Origin of the sequence: Flavobacterium sp. MEB061 (genome assembly GCF_000834715.1) — a bacterium.
GTDB lineage: Bacteria > Bacteroidota > Bacteroidia > Flavobacteriales > Flavobacteriaceae > Flavobacterium > Flavobacterium pectinovorum.
This window is the reverse complement of sequence record NZ_JXQR01000059.1, coordinates 123,183-148,637: the sequence shown is the minus strand read 5'-3', so window position 1 is coordinate 148,637 and position 25,455 is coordinate 123,183. Positions and strand designations below refer to the sequence as shown.

Below are 25,455 nucleotides of genomic sequence, written 5' to 3'. Positions count from 1 at the left end.
ATGCCTAGAAAAACCTTTTTTTGTGTAGATGCACATACTTGTGGAAATCCAGTAAGAGTTGTTGCTGGTGGTGGTCCAAATTTGATTGGAGCGAATATGAGTGAAAAACGCCAGCATTTTTTAAAAGAATTTGACTGGATTCGTAAAGGACTTATGTTTGAACCCCGTGGTCATGACATGATGAGCGGCAGTATATTGTATCCGCCAAGCAATCCTGAAAATGATTTTGGAATTCTATTTATCGAAACTTCAGGATGTTTGCCTATGTGCGGCCACGGAACTATCGGAACGATCACTATTGCCATTGAAGAAGGTTTGGTAATTCCTAAAATTCCGGGAAAAATTAAAATGGAAGCACCTGCAGGTTTGGTTCAGATTGAATATCACCAAACCGGTAAAAAAGTAGATTGGGTGCGTTTGACCAATGTAAAATCATATCTGGCCGCTGAAGGACTTACGGTAGATTGCCCCGAATTGGGAGAAATTGTTTTTGATGTCGCTTACGGTGGAAATTATTACGCCATTGTCGACCCACAAAAGAATTTTTCAGGAGTTCAGGATTTTACAGCAGGAAAAATTGTGCAATACAGTCAGGAAGTGCGCAAAAGAATAAATGAGAAATATCCAAATCTCTTCATTCATCCCGAAAACGATACGATTCGTGATGTAAGTCATATGCTGTGGACAGGCGATCCTATAGATCCCACTTCATCAGGCAGAAATGCCGTTTTTTATGGAGATAAAGCAATCGACCGTTCTCCCTGCGGAACCGGAACTTCAGCCAGAATTGCGCAACTTCATGCAAAAGGAAAACTTAAAAAAGGAGAAGACTATATTCATGAAAGTTTTATTGGAAGCAAATTTATTGGCCGGGTAGAAGAAGAAACTTCTATAGGAAGTATCAAAGCCATCGTACCCAGTATTCAGGGTTGGGCAAAGGTTTACGGTTATAACAATATCATTATTGACGAAGATGATGATCCGTATGCGTTTGGTTTTCAGGTGATTTAAAAGAAAATAATAATATAAAAAATTCATTGGTTTGCAGATAACTTTCGAGGCCAATGAATTTTTAAATTTATAAGACTAATGAAAAAATTAAGTATAATTGGTGGAGGGATAATAGGCTTGTGTTCAGCTTATTATTTAGCCAAAGAAGGTTATGAAGTAGTTGTTTTTGATAAATCAGATATGAATGATGGCTGTTCTTACGGAAATGCCGGAATGATCGTTCCTTCGCATATTATTCCACTCGCACAGCCGGGTATGATTGCCCAGGGAATAAAATGGATGTTCGATAGCCATAGTCCGTTTTATGTAAAACCCAGATTAAACAGAGATTTAATGAAATGGGGATTGCAATTTTATAAACATGCAAATTTAAACCATGTAGAAAAAGCAATGCCGGCACTTTGCGATTTATCACTTTTAAGCAAAGAGTTATATCAGGATTTTGCCAAACAAAACAACTCTTTTTTTTATGAAGAAAAAGGACTTTTAATGCTTTATAAAACCGATAAAACAGCAGAAGAAATTCATCATGAAGGAAAACTGGCAGAAGCATTAGGTTTAGAAGTTGATTTTCTTTCCAAAGAAGAAGTTACAAAACTAGAGAAAGGAACAGCCACAAATGTAATTGGCGGTGTACATTATAAAAGCGATGCACATGTTTATCCGCAAAAATTCATGCAGTTTATAAAAGACGAATTAAAACAGCTCAATGTACAAATTCACCCTTCGACAACAGTTAGTGATTTTGTGTTAAAGAACAACACCATTGCCGAAATTATAACCGACAAAGGCAATTTTACAACAGACGAAGTAGTTTTGGCAACAGGATCATGGAGTCCGCATATCGCTAAAAAATTAAATATCAATATTTCGATTTTACCGGGAAAAGGGTACAGTTTTACACTGAAAGATCAAAACCATAAACCATCTATTCCAAGTATTTTATGCGAAGGAAAAGTAGCCGTAACCCCCATGAACAATGATATACGTTTTGGAGGAACAATGGAAATCACCCATACCAACGATACCAAAATCAATCAAAACAGACTTCAGGGAATTGTCAATTCGATCAATGATTTTTACCCCGATCTAAAAATCGAAATGCCGAAAGAAGAAGAAACCTGGTTTGGATTCAGGCCTTGTACACCTTCCGGAATGCCAATCATAGCCAGAGATAAAAAACTTAAAAACTTAACTTTGGTTACAGGCCACGCCATGATGGGACTAAGTCTTGCCCCTGCAACAGGAAAAATAGTCGCAGAGATTATTTCTGAAAAGAAAACTTCTGTAGACACCCAAATGTTTCAATTCTAAAATTCAGCTTCAATTTTTTAAAGATTGAAGCTGAATTTTTTATTTAGAACAAAACATGTAGGTTGCTAGCCCTGAAAAGGCATGATATTTATAGAAAAGAATATGTTCATTTTATTAAACCCCATTGTGGTGAAATATTTCTCCATAAAATGTATACCGCTCCTCTGGAGCTCTAATGTTGAAATGTACGAATTGCTATAAATATTCTGCTCCGCCGGAGCTACCAAGCCCTGGAAGGGCGTAATATTTATAGAAAAAGAATATGTTCATTTTATTAAACCCCATCGGGGTGAAATATTTCTTGGTAAAATGCATACCGCTCCGCTGGAGTTCTAATGTTGAAATATATGGATTGCCGTAAATATTCCGTTCCGCCCGAGCTCGCTGGACAATGATCTTTACAAGCCCTGAAAGGGCGAAATATTTATAGAAAATAATACGTTCATTTTGTTGAACCCCATCGGGGTGAAATATTTTTCCGTAAAACGCATATATCGCTCCGCTGGAGCTCATATAAAATAATCTAAAATTCAACTATAAATATCTTGCTCCGCCGGAGCTTTAAAATTGAAATATTATAGCATAAACATTCAGACTGATCATCTGAAAATCTAAATCCTAACTCAATTTAGATTCAATACAACCTTTTCGCATACCTAAAAAAAAACAACCAAAAAACAAACCCAAAATGACAGATAATAATCAGGAAGAATTTAAAAAAGAACTCGGACTTCTCGACGGAACCATGCTTGTGGTAGGTTCCATGATAGGTTCCGGAATATTTATTGTAAGTGCCGATATTGCCCGACAAGTAGGATCAACAGGATGGCTTATTTTGATATGGCTTATTTCAGGAATCATAACGATGATTGCTGCAGTAAGCTACGCAGAATTAAGCGCCATGTTTCCCAATGCAGGCGGACAATATGTTTATCTAAAAGAAGCTTATAATAAATTGATTGCCTTTTTGTACGGCTGGAGTTTTTTTGCCGTTATCCAAACCGGAACAATTGCAGCGGTTGGAGTAGCATTTTCAAAATTTGCGGCCTATCTAATTCCTGCTGTCAGTGACGAAAATATCCTGTATGAAATGGGCAGTTTTAAGCTCAATGTAGCACAAATTGTTTCTATTGTAACCATTGTTTTTCTTACCTATCTAAACACACGTGGTGTAAAAAACAGCAAGATTCTACAAACCATTTTAACCATTATAAAAATTGTATCCATTTCAGGATTGATTATTTTCGGATTCACCTTAGCGGCTAAATCTTCTATCTGGAATGCAAACTGGACAGATGCCTGGACACCACATTCTTTCAATACTGAAAACGGATCCTGGATGCCAATTGGCACAACAGCTTTAATTTCGGGAATTTCTGCAGCAATGGTTGGCACTTTATTTTCGAGTGATTCCTGGACAGGAGTTACTTTTATTGCAGGAGAAATAAAAAATCCGAAAAGAAATGTTGGGTTAAGCATGTTTCTGGGAACTTTAATCGTAACCATAATTTATGTACTGACCAATTTGATGTATGTAGCCGTAATTCCGTTAAACGAAATTGCCGGCGCAAAATCAGATCGGGTAGCAGTAGTAGCCTGTGATTATATTTTTGGAGATATCGGAACCCTTATTATCGCATTAATGATTATGATCTCGACTTTTGCGTGTAACAACGGATTGATTATGGCCGGAGCCAGAGTTTATTATACAATGGCCACCGATGGTTTGTTCTTTAAAAAAGCAGCCGTATTAAACCATTCAAGTGTTCCTGCCTGGGCATTATGGGCACAATGTATCTGGGCTTCAGTATTATGTCTTACAGGCAAATATGGTGATTTGCTGGATTTTGTAATCATCATCGTGTTGATTTTCTACATTTTAACCATTTACGGAATCATACGCCTTCGTAAAAAAATGCCCGATGCCGTTCGTCCATACAAAGCAATTGGATATCCTTTTTTGCCAATATTCTATATTATAATTGCTTCGGCAGTTTGCATTTCCTTATTGTTTACCAAATTTTCAACTTGTGGCTGGGGTGTTTTTATAATGCTGCTGGGAATTCCAATTTATTATTCAATTAAAGAAAAAACCTCTAAATAAAACCTGTTAAGTCTATCGAATTCCAAAATATAATGTAGAGACGCACAGCAGTGCGTCTTAGACATTGCATATCGACAACCTTTTGTAGACACTACTGTGTCTCTGCAATATTGAATACTTGTAATATGCATTTAATAACTGATTTTGCTTATATCTTTCTTCTGATGGGTAATATAATATTACTATCTGTTAATATTAACCCATAACCGTCAATAAATAATATATATTTTTATTAATATTTAAATTATGAAGACAACTAACAAAAAAATAAGTGTGTTTTTAACACTTTCATGGTGTTTGTTTGCTCACGCTCAGGGAACTTTGAAAGAGTATAAGAAAGCAAATGCCGTAGATTCTTTATTTAAGAATAAAGTGATTAATACGCCTAAAGAATTTCATTGGATTGGAAATGATTATGTATGGTATAGCAATAACCTGCAAAAAGGAAAAGAATTTCTTTTGGTAAACACCAAACAGCAAAAGCAATCTCAGGCGTTTGACCATACAAAATTAGCACAATCCTTATCTAAATTTTCGGGTAAAGAAGTTACTGCAAAAGATCTTCCAATTGAAAATTTAGAATTTGATAAAATGCTTGAAAAACTGGTTTTTACAACAGATACACTTAAACTTTCTTGTAATTTACAAACATACGAACTAACAAAAGTAAGTGGTTATAAACTGCCATTAAACAAAAATGAATACTGGGGCGGAAATTTTGATGAGTTTGGAAATAAACCCGTAGGCTCTCCGGATTCCCTGCATATTGCATTCATAAAAAATTATAATTTATACATACAAAACAAAAAAACAAAAGCAGAAACCCAATTAAGTTATGATGGCTCAAAAGGGTTTTATTATTCGTCTTATATGCAATGGTCGCCAGACAGTAAAATGATTATGGCCTACAAAGTAAGACCGGGAGAAGAGCATAAAATTTATTTTGTAGAATCAAGTCCCGCAGATCAGTTTCAGCCAAAACTGCAAAACAGAGATTATTTAAAACCAGGCGATCAATTACCATTTAAAAGTCCGCAGTTGTTTGTAGTGGCTTCAAAAAAACATATTCCCGTTGCCACAGATTTATTTCCGGAGCAATATGAACTCACAGAAATAGAATGGAAAGACGACAACAGCGGCCTTACTTTTGAATACAATCAAAGAGGACATCAATTGTATCGTGTTCTTGAACTAAATGCAGCTACCGGAAATGTAAAAGTTATCATAGAAGAAAAAAGTCCAACTTTTATAGATTACAGTGGTAAAAAATTTCGTTACAACAGCAAAAAAAGCAACGAAATAGTTTGGGCTTCAGAACGCGACGGCTGGAATCATTTGTATTTGTATGATGCCCTTACGGGAAAAGTAAAAAATCAGATTACCAAAGGAAACTGGCCGGTAAGAGAAGTAATAAAAGTCGATGAAGAAAAGAAACAAATCTACTTTACGGCCAGCGGATTAGACAGCAATCAGGATCCTTATTTGCTTCAGTTTTGCCGAATTGATTTTAACGGAAAAAACTTCACCAGATTAACCACTGAAAACGGCAATCACAAAGTAACTTTTTCACCAGATTATAAATTTTATGTAGATCAGTATTCGCGTGTAGATGCTCCGCCAATTACAGTTCTGAAAAGTGTAGATTCTCAAAAAACAATTGTCGAAATGCAAAAAGCCGATATTTCGGCATTAGAAAAAACGGGATGGACCGCGCCTGAAGTTTTTACAGCAAAAGGCAGAGACGGCAAAACAGATATTTGGGGAATGATTGTACGCCCGACTACTTTTGATCCCAATCGTAAATATCCAATTATCGAATATATATACGCCGGACCTCATGATTCATTTGTTCCAAAAAATTTCCAGCCTTATTATTGGGCCATGTCTTCTTTGGCAGAATTAGGATTTATTGTGGTTCAGATTGACGGAATGGGAACTTCAAATCGTTCAAAAGCTTTTCAGGATGTTTGCTGGAAAAACTTAAAAGATGCCGGTTTCCCTGATAGAAAACTTTGGATGAAAGCCGCTGCTGCAAAATATCCTTATATGAATATTGATAAAGTGGGAATTCACGGCACATCAGCAGGCGGACAAAATGCAGGAGCCGCTTTGGTCTTTAACTCAGATTTTTATGATGTAGCCGTATCATCTTGCGGTTGTCATGATAACCGAATGGACAAAATGTGGTGGAACGAACAATGGATGGGATATCCTGTTGGACCAGAATACGAAGCCTGTTCCAATACGACGCATGCAGCACAAGTAAAAGGAAACCTGATGCTGATTCTGGGAGAATTAGATGATAATGTTGATCCGTCTTCAACGATGCAATTTGCAAATGCCTTAATAAAAGCCAATAAAAATTTCGAATTAGTAACCGTTCCCGGAATGGGACATTCTGCCGGAGGAGATTTTGGAGAACGCAAACGCAGAGACTATTTTGTACAGCATTTGTTAGGAGTTATTCCTCCAACATGGGAAGAAATTTATACGAAATAGGGAATTTCTAAAAGAAAAAGAGATTTTGTAATCATAAGAAAAAGAAGCAGTGATGAAAAAATATCAGTTATTTATTAGTGCGATTTTAAGTTTTTGTGCACTAAGTACAACAACACTGAACGCGCAAAACGGCGATCAGATTTTGGACGGAATTGGAGAAACCGGATTAATTGCCCGCTATGTTTTTGATGGCGATGCAAAAGACTGGTCACGAAATAATTTGCACGGTAAAATTCAGGATACAAAAGCCAAATTTGTAAATGACGAACAATTTGGAACCGTACTTTCTTTACCCGCAGACAGTAAAGCTTTTGTTTCTATTCCTGCCGACGGATTGTTGGGAGAAGAATCATTGAGTATTTCAGGATGGATTTTCTTAAGATCTCCACAAAAAGACCAGCGATTTTTTGATTTTGGAAAAAACACCAATTCACATTTGTTTTTTGCACCAGCCGGAACAGAAAATGAAGCCGGAACTCAAACGCAGGTTATTACTGAAACGGGAACAAAATACACAACAAAATCAGCAGCTTTAGAAACAGGAAAATGGAGTTATGTTGCAGTTGTGATTAATATTCCATCCAAATCGATTAGCACTTACGTGAATAGATTATTGGTAAATGAAACCAAGAATGTAGAATTGGACTTAGCAAAATTATTCGATTATAATTCAGCAGAAAAAAATAAACTGTACATCGGAAAATCGCTCGCAGACAGCAATATTTATCTCAATGCAAAATTGCATGATTTCAGAATTTACAGAGTTCCATTAACAGACAAACAAATTACCAGAATTTATAATAATGCCCTCAAAGAAAATCAGGAAGAAGAATCTGGAGAAGAACAAACCGCAGATTTGCCAAAGTTTGCAGCAACAACATCACAGCTTTATAATCAATTTCTAACAAGCGTTTCTGATGTAAAAGTGGAAACAGTTGTGGGTACACTCCCAAGATTACCGAGTTATATAAAAGGCGTTTATACCAATGGAATTGAAGGGCCGGAGGTAAGAGTAATTTGGCCTTCGCCGAAGGATAATAGCGACGTACTTAAAAGTGGACAATATACCGTAACCGGAAGCATTTCTGGAACAGATTTAAAGCCTAAAGCAACAGTAATTGTCAAAGAAGCCAAAGAAACTGCAACACCAGAACGCAAACTCGAAGTTTTCAAATTAGATCAGATTGTCTTAAACGTTGATCTTGACGGACATCAAACCAAATTTATAGAAAATCGTGACAAGTTCCTGACAACCCTCGCAACGACAGATCCGGATTCTTTCCTGTATATGTTTCGCAACGCTTTTGGGCAGCCACAGCCCAAAGAAGCAGAACCGCTTGGCGTTTGGGACACTCAGGAAACCAAATTACGCGGTCATGCTACAGGGCATTACTTAACTGCGATTGCTCAGGCGTATGCAAGTACAGGTTATGATAAAACGCTTCAGGCTAATTTTAAAGATAAAATGGAGTACATGGTTAATACATTGTACGACTTAGAAAAGCTTTCAGGAAAACCAAAGGAAGCCGGAGGTAAATTTGTGTCAGATCCGACGGCAGTTCCTTTTGGTCCTGGAAAAACAAACTATGATTCAGATTTGAGTCCGGAAGGCATTCGCACCGATTACTGGAATTGGGGAGAAGGTTTTATTAGTGCTTATCCTCCGGATCAATTTATTATGCTCGAAAATGGAGCAACTTACGGCGGACAAAAAACTCAAATTTGGGCTCCTTATTATACCTTACATAAAATTATGGCCGGATTAATGGATGTTTACGAAGTGAGCGGTAACGAAAAAGCGCTTGAAACCGCAAAAGGGATGGGCAATTGGGTATACGCCCGTATGAAAAAATTGCCAACCGAAACGCTAATCAGTATGTGGAATCGCTACATCGCAGGAGAATTTGGTGGAATGAACGAAGCAATGGCAAGGTTATACAGAATTACAAAAGATCCTCATTATCTGGAAGTAGCACAATTATTCGACAACATCAAAGTCTTTTACGGCGATGCTAACCATACACACGGACTGGCTAAAAATGTAGATACTTTTAGAGGATTACATGCTAATCAGCATATTCCGCAAATTATGGGAGCGCTGGAAATGTATCGCGATTCAAACACACCTGATTATTACCGTGTTGCTGATAATTTTTGGTACAAAACCGTAAACGATTATATGTACAGTATTGGAGGAGTTGCCGGAGCAAGAAATCCAGCAAATGCCGAATGTTTTATTAGTCAGCCCGCTACGATTTATGAAAACGGTTTTTCATCGGGAGGTCAAAATGAAACCTGTGCGACTTACAACATGCTAAAATTAACCGGAGATTTATTTCTATACGATCAGCGTGCAGAGTTAATGGATTATTACGAGCGTGGTCTTTACAATCACATTCTTTCTTCGGTAGCAGAAAACAGTCCTGCAAATACATACCATGTGCCGTTGAGACCGGGTTCGGTAAAACAATTTGGAAATACACACATGACAGGATTTACCTGCTGTAATGGAACAGCGATTGAAAGTAATACCAAATTCCAGAATTCAATTTATTTTAAAAGTGCCGATAACAATGCACTTTATGTAAATCTGTATGTGCCTTCGACATTAAAATGGGCAGAAAAAAACATAACAATCGAGCAAACAACAGATTTTCCGAATGAAGATTTTACCAAATTAAAGATCAACGGAAACGGGAAATTCGATCTTAAGGTTCGTGTACCACATTGGGCGACCAAAGGATTTTTTGTGAAGATAAATGAAAAAGAGGAAAAAGTAAAAGCACAGCCGGGAAGTTATCTTACGCTGAATAAAAAATGGAAAGATGGAGATGTAATTGAGTTGCGTATGCCTTTTCAGTTTCACTTAGAACCTGTTATGGATCAGCAAAATATAGCCAGTTTATTTTACGGACCAATTTTATTGGCAGCACAGGAAACAGAACCAAGAAAAGACTGGCGTAAAGTAACTTTTGATGCAAAAGATATTGGCAAATCAATAACCGGAGATGCTAAAAAATTAGAGTTTACTATAGACGGAATCCTTTACAAACCTTTTTATGAAACGTACGGACGTCATTCGGTTTACCTTGATGTAATATTGAAATAAGTAACCATAAAATATTAAAAATCAAAACCATGAAAAAATTAATTCTGAGCCTTATTTTATTTTTATTTATGGTAACGCCCTCTTTTTCCAGCGAACTAATAGATGTTGTAAATACCTTTCAGGCAGATAAAACTGCGCTGCAAAATTTTTATTCGAACAATGAATCGGAAGAATATTATGTGCGTTTTTCTAAATTTTATGCCGATTGGTCCAAAACAGTAAAAAATATTGATTTCAAAAATTTATCTAAAGACGGAAAAGTCGATTATTTATTATTGAAAAACCTGATCAGCAAAGAAGATTATTTTCTGCAGATAGAATATAAAGCCTATAAAGAAGTGGCTTCAGTCTTGGATTTTTCAACCGATATTTCGCTGTTTATTCAGGAAAGAAGAAGAGGTAAAAAACCGGCTTCCAGTCAATTGGCAAAAGCATTTGATAGTGCCGGAAACAGCATCGATAAAAAAACAGAAGTATTAAAAACAAAACCATTTAAAGATTGGTTCGCAGCCGATAAAGCTGCAAAATCAGTAGCTGCTTTTCAACGATCCTTAAAAGAAGCCTATGAGTTTTACTATAGTTACGATCCGGATTTTACATGGTGGATGGAAAAACCGTATAAAAACCTGTCTGAGAAACTTAAAGTTTATGAGGAATTTCTAAAAACCAATTATCCAAAAACAAGTGTAAAAGATGATGGAAGCGGAATTATTGGAAAACCAATTGGAAGAGATGCCATCATCAAAAGCCTTGCATTTGAATACATTCCATATTCTCCGGAAGAATTAATATCGACGGCACAAAGTCAGTTTGAATGGTGCAAAAAAGAAATGATCAAAGCATCAACAGAATTGGGTTATGGAAACGATTGGAAAAAAGCACTCGAACATGTTAAAGATACTTATGTTCCGGCAGGTGAACAGCCACAAGCGATTACTAATTTATACAATCAATCAGTAAAATTTATAGAAGACAGAGATTTAATAACGTTGCCGGATTTGACAAAAGAAACCTGGCAGATGATTATGATGACGCCGGAACGTCAAAAAATAAATCCGTTTTTTACAGGTGGCTGGGAAATCAGCATATCCTATCCAACCGAAGGCATGGATCAGAAAGACAAATTGATGAGCATGCGCGGTAATAATCCGAATTTTTCTTTTGCAACCGTACAGCATGAACTACTTCCGGGACATAACTTACAGTTTTTTATGAACAGCCGTTACAAATCATATCGTCAGCCTTTTGATACGCCGTTCTGGATGGAAGGCTGGGCTTTGTATTGGGAAATTAATCTTTGGAACAAGCAATTTCCGCAGACACCCGAACAAAAATTAGGCATGTTATTTTGGAGAATTCATCGTTGTGCACGCATCATATTTTCATTAAAATATCATTTGGGCGAAATGACACCGCAGCAATGTATCGATTTATTAGTGAATGAAGTTGGACACGAAAAAGCAAATGCAGAAGCCGAAGTCAGACGTTCGTTTGCCAGTGGAGACGCACCGTTGTATCAGGTGGCGTACATGACAGGAGGTTTACAGTTTTATGCTTTAAGAAATGAATTGTTAGCCAAAGGATGGACAGAAAAGCAATTTCATGACCGTGTTTTAAAAGAAAATATTATGCCTGTAGAAATGCTGCGAATTTTACTCGAAGAGCTGCCTGTCTCTGAAGATTATAAAACCAATTGGAAGTTTTCGACTGATTTTAAATAATTAGAATACGCTGAAATTTATCTGTAAAAAGTATAACAAAGAAGCTGAATTAAGTCTGTTCAGCTCTTTAAAAATAATAGGAATTATGAAGAAAATAAAATTATTTGCTTTAATTATTGGCTGCACCTTTGTTGTAAATAACTTGCAGGCACAAGAATATTGGGATAAAATCAAAACCAAAAAATCAACTCTTGAAATAGACAAAGGATTTCTTAATTTGAGCACAAAATCTTTTGAACTTAAATTAGTAAAAGCATCTCAAACAGTTGCCACTTTGTCTCCGGTTACAGATAAAACTTTCGATTTTACACCCGGAGAACGACTCTCGATTCGTGATAAAGACGGACTTTATCAATTAGGAGATATTAATCTGAGAATTAAAGCAGTAGATGGAAGCTGGAAAAGTTATTCAACAGCAGCAAAAAGAGCTTCAGTTACGCCTTTAAATGTTTCGGGAAATGTTTTGGCAGCAGCCGATCTTTCGAATACATTGCCAGCCGATATTCCTTTAACCATAAAGCGTTTTTACGAACAAAAAGACGGCAATTTAATCTTGCGTTTTGAAATTGCAAATAAATCGGCTACGGTTCAGGAAATAGGTGCATTAGGGGTTCCTATGGTTTTTAATAATATTCTGGAAGGAAAAACATTAGATGAAACCCATCTTCACAACGTCTTTTTTGATCCTTATATTGGTAAAGATGCCGGTTATCTTGAAGTAAAAAGATTAAGTGGTCACGGCCCCGCATTGTTAGTACTTCCGGAAACGAATATGCCTTTTGAAGCGTATCGTCCTTTATTGGATGATGATACACCAAGAAGTATTGTCTTTGAAGGTTTTCATGAGTGGATGCCAATCAGTAAAGCCTATGCCGATAACGAATGGAAAACGGCTGAACAATGGAATACGCCAACTTCATTAGCGCTTCAGCCGGGAGAAACGAAAAGTTTTTCATTGAAGTTTGTTTTGGTTGACCAAATTGAAAACATTCAGGCTGGTTTAATTCAAAACGAACGTCCGGTAGCAGTTGGTGTTCCGGGTTATGTATTGCCTCAGGATGTTGACGGTCAGCTTTTTTTGAAATATAAAAAAGCAGTAAAATCTTTTAAAATTGAGCCGGAAGGATCTTTGACAATCGAGGAAAAATCAAAAAATAAAAACGGCTATTTTCAATATGCTGTACACGGGAAAAAATGGGGAAGAGCCAGATTAACAGTTATATACGAAGACGGTTTAGAGCAAACCATCAATTATAAAGTAATCAAATCAGAAACCAATGTAGTTGCTGATTTTGGACATTTTTTGACTACAGCCCAATGGTTTGATGAAAAAAATGATCCTTTTCACAGAAATCCTTCGGTAATCTCGTATGATTATGAAACCAAAAAACAAGTTGTTCAGGACAGTCGTGTCTGGATTTCGGGTTTAAGCGACGAAGGCGGAGCAGGAGGCTGGCTTGGCGCTGTCATGAAACAATTGGTAGAACCAAATAAACAAGAAATAGAAAAATTACAGCAGTTTGTTGATAAAACGTTATGGGGCGGAATTCAGTACAATACCGCTGATACATTGAAATTTGGCGTTAAAAAAAGTGTTTTTTATTATGAACCCAAATTAATGCCAGAGGGAACTTACAGCAAAGATGTTAATTACAAAACCTGGGCTGCATGGGACAAAAAAGGATCTGATGATCCGGGAAGATCTTATAATTATCCGCACGTTGCAGCCGCTTATTGGACAATGTACCGTTTGGCAAGATACCATGACGGTTTGGTTACCAATCACGACTGGGACTGGTATTTAAAAAGCGCTTACGAAACCAGTATTGCCATGACAACTTTAGCGCCCTATTATGCGCAGTTTGGACAAATGGAAGGAACGGTTTTTTTATTGATTTTGAAAGATTTAAAAACCGAAGGATATACAGAAATGGCCAATAATCTGGAGGCTAAAATGAAAGTGAGAGCAGATCATTGGAGAACACTAAATTACCCTTTTGGAAGTGAAATGCCCTGGGATTCTACAGGTCAGGAAGAAGTGTATATGTGGTCAGATTATTTTGGATACAATGATAAAGCAAAAATAACCCTTGATGCTATTTTAGCCTATATGCCTACAATGCCGCACTGGGCGTATAACGGAAATGCGCGCAGGTATTGGGATTTTTTATACGGAGGAAAATTATCCAGAGTAGAGCGTCAAATTCATCATTATGGTTCGGCTTTAAATGCGATTCCAGTTTTGGAGCAATTTAGAAAAACACCTGATGATTTTCATTTATTGAAAGTAGGTTACGGCGGATTATTAGGCGGAATTTCAAATATTACCGAAGATGGTTTTGGATCAGCTGCTTTTCACTCTTATCCTGAAACCTTAAGAATCGATTATTTATCAGGAGATTATGGTTCTGGTTTCTTTGGGTATGCGGTTAATACAGCTACTTTTATTACCAATGAAAAAGAATTCGGTTGGCTGGCTTTTGGAGGAAATGTAACAGAAAAAGGAGATGAGGTTGAGGTAGAAATTACAACAGCAGCAAAATCTAAAATCTTCATTGCACCGAAAAAAATGTGGCTGACATTGGATGCAGGAACTTTTAAAAAGGTAAGTTATAATACTAAAACAGGAAAAGTGACCCTTACTTTAGATCCTAAAACAGCCTATACACCAAATGCTTATTTAAGAGTAGATCAGGATGTGAAATTATCTTATGAAAAAGTGAGAGGCGCTTATAAAATTGCTTTGAAAAATAAAGAGATTCAAATTAATTTATAAGGATGAAATAATGCAGAAATCAAAAAAACACCTTTTCAAAAAAATAATATTTACTGTATTTGGAGTACTTACCAGTTTACATTCTGGTGCTCAAAATTTCGATAAATTTTTTCCAAAAAAAGACCTGACAACAGTAGGGGTTTACTATTATCCTGAACATTGGGATGAGAGTCAATGGGATCGTGATTTGAAAAAAATTGCCGAAATGGGGTTTGAGTTTACTCATTTTGGTGAATTTGCCTGGGCGCAATTAGAACCGAAAGAAGGTGTTTATGATTTTAAATGGTTGGATAAAGCTGTTGAAATTGCTGCAAAGTATAATTTAAAAATTATCATGTGTACTTCAACAGCGACACCTCCTGTATGGTTGGTTCGCCAGCATCCTGATATCCTTGCAACTTATGAAGATGGAACCAAAACAGATCACGGTTCGAGACAACATGCATCATTTTCAAGTAATTATTATCGAAGCTATTCGCTAAAAATGATTGAACAATTGGCAAAAAGATATGGTAATAATAAAAATATTATTGGTTGGCAAGTAGACAATGAACCATCACGTTTTCTGGATTATGGACCAGATGCGCAGCAACGTTATCGCAATTGGCTAAAAGAAAAATATGTAACTATTGACGCTTTAAATCAGGCTTGGGGAAACAATTTTTGGAGTGGAACTTATAGTAGTTTTGATCAGATTAATATTCCGTTACACAAGGAATGGGGGATGAACTTACATTCCCAATTAGATCACTATCGATTTGCAGATCAGGAAACGGCAACTTTTTTGGATAGCCAAGCGCTTACCATACGAAAATACATAAACAAAGACCAATGGATTACGTCTAATTACAGATCCAACTATGATGAAAGTTTCGTTGGTATGAGTAAGGAACTGGATTTTGATTGTTACACCCGTTACTTAGTTTATGGTGGAAGTTTAGGAATTGGCTCAAAAGGCTATCGTTTAGGAGATTATACCAGTATTGGTATGTCCAATGATTTTTTTCGTCCTTTAAAAGGTATGTATGGCTGTATGGAACTACAGCCAGGACAAGTGAACTGGGGAAGTATTAATCCGCAGCCATTGCCCGGAAGTGTTCGTATGTGGTTATGGCATGTTTTTGCCGGAGGAAGTAAATTTGCGTGTACGTATCGTTTTCGTGCGCCTTTGTATGGGTATGAGCAATTTCATTATGGTATTGTAGGCACAGACGGTGTAACACCAACCGTTGGCGGTACAGAGTTCTCCCAGTTTATAAAAGAAATTGATACGTTACGAAAAAAATATGATACCAAAGCAGTATTGCCGGATTACTACTTAAAACGTAAAACCGGAATTCTATTTAACGCCGATAATGTGATGGGCATTGAATTAAACAAGCAAACAAAAGAGTGGAATACCATTGGGCATTTCTTAAAATATTATAAAGCAACAAAATCGATGGGTGCGCCAGTTGATTTTGTTCGGGATACTACTAATTTCTCAAACTATCCTTTTTTAATAGTGCCAGCTTATCAGATGATTGACCAAAAAATGATTGATAAATTGACTTTGTATGCCAAAAATGGAGGGAATTTAATACTGAGTTGTCGATCCGGAATTCAAAATCGTGAAGGCCATCTTTGGGAAGCTAAATTCTATGAACCCATGTGGAATTTAATAGGTTCACAAATAGAATCCTATGATCTCTTAATGCCACAATCTCCCGGTATAATTAAGTTTAATAATCAGGAATTTGGCTGGACGAGTTGGGGAGATTTACTAAAACCAAATAATGAAACAGAAATTTGGGCAACCTACGACGGCGATTTTTATGCTGGAACTCCCGCTATTATTTCACGTAATTTAGGAAAAGGAACAGTTACTTACATTGGTGTAGATTCTAAAAATGGCGAACTTGAAAAACAAGTATTAAGAAAATTATACCAAAAGCAAAATGCTCCTATAGAAAATTATCCCGAGGGTATTATGGTGGAGTATCGTGACGGATTTGGTATCGCAGTCAATTATTCGGATAAAATCTACAATATCAATTTACCGAAAAGCGCCAAAATTATTATTGGAACTTCAGCAATAAAAACTGCTGATGTACTGGTTTGGAAATATTAATTGAATTCATTGAATGTAAATTAAATGATTAGGTTTCAGGCTGATGTTTCTATTTGTTTAATTTTTTTCACGCAGATTTGGCAGATTGTGCAGATTCTTTTTTTTTAATTTTAATAATTTAATCAGGGGAACATAGATTTACTGCAGTGGTAAAAAAACATATTTTTTTAATAAATCTAAAACAAGAGTTTATAAAATAAATCTGCTAAATCTGCCAAATCTGCGTGAAAAATAGATAAAGGATTTGCAAATCAATACAGAATAAATGGATCAAAATAATCATACCCAACGTTTTAAAATCAACAAAAGTTAATAATTGCAATGCTGAAAAAGAACCTATTATACAGTCTCATTTTACTTTTTTTTGCGGGAACTATTTTTGCCCAAAAAGACGTTGATGTAAATACTCCAGGCGCCGGAAATCCTATTTTACCTGGCTGGTTTGCTGATCCTACGATTAAAAAATTTGGAGATATTTATTATATCTATGCCACTACAGATAATGAAATGCTGGCCTCTGGTGCACCAACGGTCTGGTATAGTAAAGACTTTAAAAACTGGTACAACTATATCATGGAAATCCCTTCTTTTTCAGCAAAATCGATTACTAATTTTTGGGCTCCCGATATTATTGAAGGCGACGATGGTAAATATTATTTGTATTTTGGAAACTGCGAAATAGGCTGTAATATTTACGGCTATGTTTCAGATACGCCTGTTGGACCTTGGAAAAAATTAAGTGATCAGGATGTTCCGGTAATTTCAAATGGTTATCCCAGAGAAAATTTCCCTTCGCTAGATGCACAGTTTTTTAAAGATACCGATGGAAAAATTTATGGATATTGGGGAACCTGGGTTCATTATAATGGCGGATATGCTGTAGGAGAGTTGAACAAAAAAAATATGAGCGGAATGATGAATTCTGCCAATATACCTTTAGCCCAAACACCGGCTCCATTTGAGGCCGCTTATATGATGAAAAAAGGTTCTAAGTACATTCTGATGTATTCCGGAGCGTCTTGTCATGACGAAACTTATAATGTTCGTTATTCTTATTCTAATTCGCCATACGGACCTTTTACTCCCGGAAAAAATAATCCCATTTTGAGTACCAATGAAAATCAGACCGTTCATGGACCCGGGCATCATTCTGTATTACAAGAGAAAGATGATTATTACATTGTATATCACAAACACGATTATCCAATGACCAGAGGCGGACTAGCCAGACAAGTTTGCATTGATAAAATGATTTTTGAAAACGATTCGACAATCAAAACGGTTGTGCCTTCAAATAAAGGGATTGAAGATTTGGTAAAGTCTGAGGTTCCTGAAAACATTGCTTTTAAGGCAAAAACAACAGCTTCTTCTTTTTATCATTTAAAATCAACTCAGTACGATTATGAATACCAACCTTCGTATGCAACTGATGATAATAATGCCACAATGTGGAAAGCGGCCGATAATACAACGCCACAACATTTGATAGTTGATTTGGGTTCAGAAAAGAAGATAAAAAGAGTAATGACCCAATTTGAATTTGCCAGTTATTACTATCAATACAAATTGGAGTATTCTTTAAATGGAAAAAATTGGAATCTATATTCCGATAAATCCAAGAATCGAACAGCCGGAAGCCCAATGATTGATGACAACGACGTAACGGCGCGTTATATAAAGTTAACGGTTTTAGCAACAGAAAAAACCGGACTTTATGCTGCAGTCTGGAACATCAAAATATACAGTTCATTATTTGATCTTCCTTTAAAATTAAAAAATGCAGCATCAAAAATAGTTCCTGCCGTTAAAAGCACTAAAAAATTATTGGTTGATCTTGATGCAGGAAAAATATCTGATCTGAATGCTATTTCTAATAAAGGTTCTATTGGCGGAATTTTCACCAAAAGCGGAGACATATCTTTAGAAAAATCAGAAGGAATTAAGGCTTTTCATTTTAAAAACGGAGCTTTTACTTTAGATAAATCAGTACCAAAAAGCCTCGCATGGAACGGTTCTTACACAGTTGCAGCCTGGGTTAAAAATCCTGAAATCTCAAAAGAAGGAGAGATTATAGCTTCCTGGTGTGACAGACAAGAGTTTGGTTTAGCAAATTCATACAATGCGCTGGCTTATAACAGCGGGAGTTATGGTGTAGGAGTACATTTAGACGGTCATTTTGATATGAAATTCAATAAGATTCCCGAAGCAGATAAATGGCATTATATCGTTTTAACTTTTGATGGTGTTGTAGAGAAAATTTATGTAGACGGTATTTTAGATAATTCTCAAAATATGCTGTTATCATCGGCAGTTGATAAAGCTAAAATTATAATAGGAGCTTCGGATATTGGTGAAAATTTCTCCGGATTTATTGCTTCACTGCGCATGTACGATTATGCGCTAAGTCAGGAAGATTTACTTCAGCAAATGAATCAGACAAAACCTAAAAAGGAATAATTAAAAACTTATTAATTTAGCCGTTTAAATTAAAAAAATAAAAAAATGACAATAGGTATAGGTGGTTCTGACGCAGCCACAGAATTAGGAAAAATAGCAAACAGAACTCAGGATGTACAACCCATTCTTTTAGAGGAATATCTGGAGCGTATCAAAAAATCAGTTTTGTTGATGAAAGAGCTTTCTGTAAAAGCATTGTATCTAAATGCAGGAACCAATCTGTATTATTTTACGGGAACTCGTTGGAATGCTTCAGAAAGAATGGTGGGAGCGTTATTATTTGATGATGGAACTTTAGAATATATTGTTCCAAAATTTGAAGAAGGTACTTTTAAAAAATACATGCAGGTTGAGTCACGCATTAATTGTTGGGAAGAACACGAATCTCCTTATGTTTTGTTTGGAAAATTATTAGCAGATAAAAATCTTGGCGGCAGTACAATTGCCATTGATGAGTCTTCTTCTTATTTTTTAGTTGATGGAATTTCTAAAGCAAATACGGCTTATGATTTTACAACTGCTCAGAACATTACGTCGGCTTGCCGAATGCAGAAATCTAAAAATGAAATTGCGATCATTCAAAAAGCAAAAGACATAACGATGGAAGTACAGCGCGCTGCGGCTAAGATATTAAGACCGGGAATTTCAGTAAGCGAAGTAACAGATTTTATAAATAAAGCGCATATAAAGGCCGGAATATCTTCTGGTTCTTATTTCTGTATTGTTTTGTTTGCAGATGATACACAATATCCTCACGGCGTTTCTGTTCCTCAGGATTTAAAAGAAAATCAGGCAGTGATTATTGATACCGGCTGTAGATTAGAAGGATATCTTTCTGATATTACAAGATCGTATGTGTACGGAACAGCTTCTGAAGAATACGAAACGATTTGGAATTTAGAAAAAAAGGTACAACTCGCTGCTTTTGAAGCTGCTAAAATTGGTTCTTCATGCGGATCTGTAGATGACGCTGCCCGAAAAACATTGGCTGAAGCCGGATTAAGTCCTAATTATGATTTACCCGGATTACCGCACAGAGTTGGACACGGAACCGGACTTGACATTCATGAATACCCGTATTTAGTTCGTGGAAGCGAAATAAAATTATTGGAAGGAATGGTTGTCAGTAATGAGCCTATGATTTGTATTCCCGGAAAATTTGGAATCAGGCATGAAGATCATTTTTACATGACTGAAAATGGGGCAAAGTGGTTTACTGAGCCAATGCATAGCGTTGACAATCCTTTTGGTTATTAATTGTTAGGCAAATAGATTCTCTGTGTTGATTAGCTAATCCGGTGTTTATTTTCACGCAGATTTAGCAGATTTTAGCAGATTTATTTATAAGCTCTTATTTTTTTTTAAACAGATTGAATATAGATTTTTTATATGTATTAAATAGGATGCAAAAAGAAGCATATTTTTTTCAAACATCGCAGTAAATATATGCAGCGGATTAAATCTTAAAAGTTTAAAAAAGAATCTGCTAAAATCTGCAAAATCTGCGTGAAAAATTTATACAAAGAAGCATATTGTACTATCTATTATATAAAATATTGTAATTACATCCGGAAAGATTAATTAAAAAAAATAAAAGATGAAGCGATTTTTACTGTTATTTCTAACGATTGTTTATACTGCTATTCAGGCACAGGAAAGTGCATTGATTTGTATTGAAACTGAAAGTTCAGCTTTGGTTTTAAAAGTAGGTAAAAACAAAAAACTGTATCAAACCTATTTTGGTACAAAGTTGAATAACAGTTTAGAATATGAATTGATTTCGAAAGAAAACACAAAAAAGTTTGTTGTAAATGATGGCAATCCTTTAATTGATTTGCGTCATTCGGCATACCCGACTTTTGGGACAGATAATTTATTTGAGCCCGCTATTCGTATGACGCATAACGATGGAAATCCTTCATTAGAATTAGAATATCAAAAGTATACCACTCAAAAAATAGATTCCAATACTACAGAAATTAATATACAATTAAAAGATCCTCAATATCCAGTTTTTGTTAATCTTCATTACAAAATATTTTATAAAGAAGATGTAATCGAAGCGTGGACAGAAATTCAGCATCAGGAAAAAAAAGCGGTTACACTTTATAATTATGCTTCATCGGCTTTGCATTTAGATGCTGATAAATATTGGCTGACACAATTTTACAGCGATGTTGTGGAAGAAATGCGAATGGAAGAAAATCAGCTGACAAGAGGAAGCAAAGTGATCGATTCAAAATTAGGAGTTCGAACCAATATGTTTGCATCACCCAGTTTTTTTCTTTCATTAAATGAAAAAGCAGGAGAAAATAATGGTGAAGTTATTGCGGGTTCAATAGCCTGGTCGGGTAACTTTAAGTACACTTTTGATATTGATAACAATAATGAACTGAGGATTATTTCGGGAATTAATGAATTTGCATCAGAATACAATTTAGAACCCGGAAAAGTGTTCAAAACACCAGCTTTTATCTATACATTTTCGAATCAAGGAAAAGGCCAAGCGAGTAGAAATTTACACAATTGGGCAAGAAAATACGGGCTTAAAGATGGAGAAAAACCCCGTCTTACTTTATTGAATAATTGGGAAACTACTTTTTTTGATTTTGATGAAAAGAAACTGGCCAATATGTTTACAGATGCCAAAACATTGGGTGTTGATATGTTTTTGTTGGATGACGGCTGGTTTGGCAATAAATACCCAAGAAGCGGTTCTACATCAGGTTTAGGCGATTGGGAAGCTACAAAGTCGAAACTCCCGAATGGTATTGGTTTTTTGATGGAACAAGCTCAAAAAACAGATGTAAAATTTGGTATTTGGATTGAACCTGAAATGATCAATGAAAAAAGTGAATTATTCGAAAAACATCCGGATTGGGTTTTAAGCCTTCCAAATAGGGAAAAAAGTATTTACCGCACACAATTGGTTTTGGATTTATGCAACCCGAAAGTACAGGATTTTGTATTTAAGGTTGTAGATGATATTATGCAGACACAATCGGGTGTGGCCTTTTTTAAATGGGATTGTAATCGAATGATGACGAGTGCTTATTCCACCTATTTAAAAAATCAGCAATCACATTTGTTTATTGAATATACAAAAGGACTTTATAAAGTTTTGGACCGAATAAAAGCCAAATATCCAAATCTTCCCATGATGCTTTGTGCCGGAGGTGGCGGCAGGGCAGATTACGGAATGTTGAACTATTTTACGGAGTTTTGGGCGAGCGACAATACTGACCCTTTTGATCGTGTATTTATTCAATGGGGTTATTCTAATTTTTATCCTGCATTGGCAACCTGTAATCACGTAACTTCCATGGGGAATCAGTCCATTAAGTTTAAAACCGATGTCGCTATGATGGGAAAACTAGGTTTTGATATTCATGTTGGAGGATTAAAACCAAACGAATTAAAATTTTGTCAGGAAGCTGTTTCGAATTATAAAAGATTAAGTCCGGTAATTTGGCAAGGAGAGTTGTACCGATTGATTTCGCCTTATGAAGATAGCAGAGCAGTTTTAATGTATGTTAATAAAGATAAAACCCAATCGGTAGTTTTTTCATACACCTTGCATCCGCTCACAGATCCTAATTACAGTATGGTGAAATTAGAAGGACTTGACCCTTCAAGAAAATATAAAGTAAAGGAAATCAATATAATGCCTGAAAGTAAAAATACTTTTGAAGAATCAGGCAATGTATTTTCTGGCGATTTTTTAATGAAAATTGGGCTAAAAGTTTCTTCTTCCAGTCGGGAAAGTAGTATTGTATTAGAACTTATTGCTGTAGAATCGTAGAATTCATTTTTTATACTATTCTTTTTAAATTAAAAAATCTAGATAATTTGGGTAAACAATTGTTTAGCAAATAGATAAGAGTTTTATAATAGGTAAAATAGTATTAATATAAGGTAATATTGTATTACAAGCGCTACATTTTCATATTTACATTTACAAGAAAATATTCTTAACCTATTAAAAGATGTAATTATGAAAAAACTTTTCTTACAAGTTCTACTTTTTCTTTGCAGTTATGTTGCAATTGGCCAAAAAACGCTGTTTACGCCCACAGAATGGAGTGATCCCAATAACGAGTTTTATAATAAAGTATCCAGTAGCAGAAAATATGAATCTACAAATTTTGTGGTTTATTGGGGAGATAAAGTTGGTACAAATCCGTCAACTTATTCAGATCCTGCGTTGAGGTTTACACCAAAATCGGTGGCAGATACGCTTGAAACAAGTTTTAAGCGCTATATAACCGATTTGCACTTTATTAATAATGCTTCAACAACAAATTTCGGAAAGTACAAGATCATTATTATGATGATGAACACCTGGAATTCTACAGACCCTCGTTTAGAAGCGTTTGCGCAGGCAAGTTCGTTTAGCAATACGATTGGAGCCATGTTTGTTCATCCCGAAGCCACGAGAGATGGAGGTGCATTATCCCATGAGTTTGCCCATACACTGCAAATGATGATGCGTATTCAGGAAAATCCGGGTAACGGAACCGCATTTTCAGGATATGATTGGGCTGGCCCTTTCTTTGAAGGACATGCTAATTTCATGAGAGCTCAGGCCTATTCACAGTGGGCGGAGATCGATGGAACTTTAACCCGCTGGATACAGACCAAACATTTTATGTGGTCTTCTACCAGGCATCATTACACCAATTTTCATTTAATGTATTATGTGCAGGAAAAAGAAGGTTTTGATTTTACCCGAAGAATGTGGGCAGAATCTATCAATGAAGAACATCCGCTTCAAACAATTAAGAGACTAAAAGGTTTTACACAAGACCAACTAGACGATTATCTTTGGGGATATGCTCAACGACAACCGGCATTTGATTATCCTATTCAGTGGAATTCCCAAATAAATACGACCAGCAATTTTGGTAAAACAATCAGAAACGTTTACAATAGTATAAAAACAAATATGCCGCGTTATACCAGCAGACAATACACACTGTTAACAAAAGTAGCAGGTACTACAGATCAATATTATACCAATAACGACTGGGCTCCACAGGATTACGGAATGAATGTAATTCCATTATACCCAACATGTACAGGAACTCAAAAGAAAGTTACGATTAAATTTAAAGGACATACAGAGGTTAATCCAACTCAGGCCGGCTGGAGATATGGTTTTGTAACGACAAAAGCAGACGGTACAGTATCTCGTTACAGCCCGATGTATAAAACGGATGGAGAAGCTTCTTTTACCTTAAATACTTCTACTGAAACGGGTATTTTTCTGGTAGTGTTCTCAGCACCAAAAGTTCATGTCAATTACAATATGGATGAGGGTTACCCTAAGCAGAGAAGATATCCTTATGAACTAAAAATTGCAAATGCAACTCCTGAAGGATTTCAGCCTGCCGCCAATTTTAGAAGTTTTCTTAAAACAAATGGGCACTTACATACTAATGGAGGAGGATGGGTATCTAATAATGCGACTGTTGCATCAACCGTTTATGTTGGTCCTTATGCAGTTGTCAGAGCCGGTAGTATTTCGGGAAATGCCCGTATAGAAGATTATGCAATGGTCGATGGAGGAACTATAAATGGTAATGTAATTGTAAGAGGAAATGCATGTGTTTACAATGCAACGTTATCCAATAGCGCCATTGTTGAAGGAAATGCCTGGATGGAAGGCGGTTCTGTAGCCAATACAGCTAATATTAAAGGAAATGCGATGCTGTTTGCCGGTAATTTTGGAAGTTCAGTTGTAGTGGGTGGAGATGCAGAAATAGGTAGTTGCTCAACTCCGGGTGTTTATTTGCAATTTCCTTACTGGAGAAATGGCAGAACAGATTGTGATGGCAAAGGAGCCAGCGATGCTTCCAACATTGATATAAATCCGACTTTTACCAATTTTACAGCCGCACAAATGGCTTTTAGTACAACACCAAACTGTACAGTAAGCACGCTTGCTGCCAGTAAGGCAATCGATTCAGAAGAAGATTTGAGTGTTTACCCAAATCCAACATCAGGAAGTATAAATATAACCTTTATGCAGACTGAACAGCAAAAAGTAACGATTTCATTATTTAACATTAGTGGGCATAAGTTAAATGTCATTACCGATCAGACATATGATGTTGGCAGAATTGAAATTCCGTTCAATTGCAGTCATTTGATTAAAGGTGTTTATCTTTTAAAAATTCAAACAGGAGATACTATTGTAAATAAATCATTTATTAAACAATAAGAGACTAAACTTCTTAAAATAAAAGAGCGTGTAGAATATTATTTTGCACGCTCTTTTTTTAGTTTAAATAAATGTAATTTATAAGTTGCTTTCAAGTCATACATTCGAATTATTTTATTCGTCAAAGACTT

At 36.0% G+C, this 25,455-nt stretch carries 13 protein-coding genes; 12 read left to right on the top strand and 1 reads right to left on the bottom strand.

Features of this window, described 5'->3' with window-relative positions; all coding sequences use genetic code 11:
• Both RT99_RS20655 and RT99_RS20650 read left to right on the top strand, forming a co-directional pair.
• Complete coding sequence (locus RT99_RS20655) at positions 1–1,011, top strand: 4-hydroxyproline epimerase (protein ID WP_042566636.1); 1,011 nt, start codon at positions 1–3, stop codon at positions 1,009–1,011.
• A gap of 78 nt (positions 1,012–1,089) precedes the next feature.
• Positions 1,090–2,325, top strand: coding sequence for an FAD-binding oxidoreductase (locus tag RT99_RS20650; RefSeq protein ID WP_042566635.1), 1,236 nt, complete (start codon positions 1,090–1,092; stop codon positions 2,323–2,325).
• Positions 2,326–2,520: 195 nt separating this feature from the next.
• On the opposite strand, the gene RT99_RS20645 is transcribed toward RT99_RS20650, so the two are convergent.
• Positions 2,521–2,838 (bottom strand): hypothetical protein, encoded by a 318-nt coding sequence (locus tag RT99_RS20645; RefSeq protein ID WP_042566634.1) that lies wholly within the window; start codon positions 2,836–2,838, stop codon positions 2,521–2,523.
• 175 nt (positions 2,839–3,013) lie between these two features.
• On the opposite strand from RT99_RS20645, the gene RT99_RS20640 reads away from it, so the two are divergent.
• From RT99_RS20640 to RT99_RS20595, 10 genes are all read left to right on the top strand, one after another.
• Positions 3,014–4,429 (top strand): APC family permease, encoded by a 1,416-nt coding sequence (locus RT99_RS20640; protein ID WP_042566633.1) that lies wholly within the window; start codon positions 3,014–3,016, stop codon positions 4,427–4,429.
• Positions 4,430–4,675: 246 nt separating this feature from the next.
• Positions 4,676–6,928 carry a S9 family peptidase gene (locus RT99_RS20635; RefSeq protein WP_042566632.1) on the top strand — a complete coding sequence of 751 codons (2,253 nt, stop codon included), beginning with the start codon at positions 4,676–4,678 and terminating at the stop codon, positions 6,926–6,928.
• A gap of 52 nt (positions 6,929–6,980) precedes the next feature.
• Positions 6,981–10,037 (top strand): beta-L-arabinofuranosidase domain-containing protein, encoded by a 3,057-nt coding sequence (locus tag RT99_RS20630; protein ID WP_042566631.1) that lies wholly within the window; start codon positions 6,981–6,983, stop codon positions 10,035–10,037.
• A 29-nt stretch (positions 10,038–10,066) separates the two neighbouring features.
• Positions 10,067–11,758 carry a DUF885 family protein gene (locus RT99_RS20625; protein WP_042566630.1) on the top strand — a complete coding sequence of 564 codons (1,692 nt, stop codon included), beginning with the start codon at positions 10,067–10,069 and terminating at the stop codon, positions 11,756–11,758.
• A gap of 85 nt (positions 11,759–11,843) precedes the next feature.
• Entirely contained in the window at positions 11,844–14,534 is a 2,691-nt protein-coding gene (locus tag RT99_RS20620; protein WP_042566629.1) for a DUF5695 domain-containing protein, read from the top strand.
• Positions 14,535–14,544: 10 nt separating this feature from the next.
• Complete coding sequence (locus RT99_RS20615) at positions 14,545–16,644, top strand: beta-galactosidase (RefSeq protein WP_052483743.1); 2,100 nt, start codon at positions 14,545–14,547, stop codon at positions 16,642–16,644.
• Positions 16,645–16,965: 321 nt separating this feature from the next.
• Entirely contained in the window at positions 16,966–19,101 is a 2,136-nt protein-coding gene (locus RT99_RS20610) for a family 43 glycosylhydrolase (RefSeq protein ID WP_042566628.1), read from the top strand.
• Between the two features lie 45 nt (positions 19,102–19,146).
• Positions 19,147–20,358 (top strand): Xaa-Pro peptidase family protein, encoded by a 1,212-nt coding sequence (locus RT99_RS20605; RefSeq protein WP_042566627.1) that lies wholly within the window; start codon positions 19,147–19,149, stop codon positions 20,356–20,358.
• 340 nt (positions 20,359–20,698) lie between these two features.
• Positions 20,699–22,903: an alpha-galactosidase gene (locus RT99_RS20600; protein WP_042566626.1), complete on the top strand. Its 2,205-nt coding sequence runs from the start codon at positions 20,699–20,701 to the stop codon at positions 22,901–22,903.
• 192 nt (positions 22,904–23,095) lie between these two features.
• Positions 23,096–25,324, top strand: coding sequence for a DUF6055 domain-containing protein (locus tag RT99_RS20595; protein ID WP_042566625.1), 2,229 nt, complete (start codon positions 23,096–23,098; stop codon positions 25,322–25,324).
• Positions 25,325–25,455 lie beyond the last annotated feature (131 nt).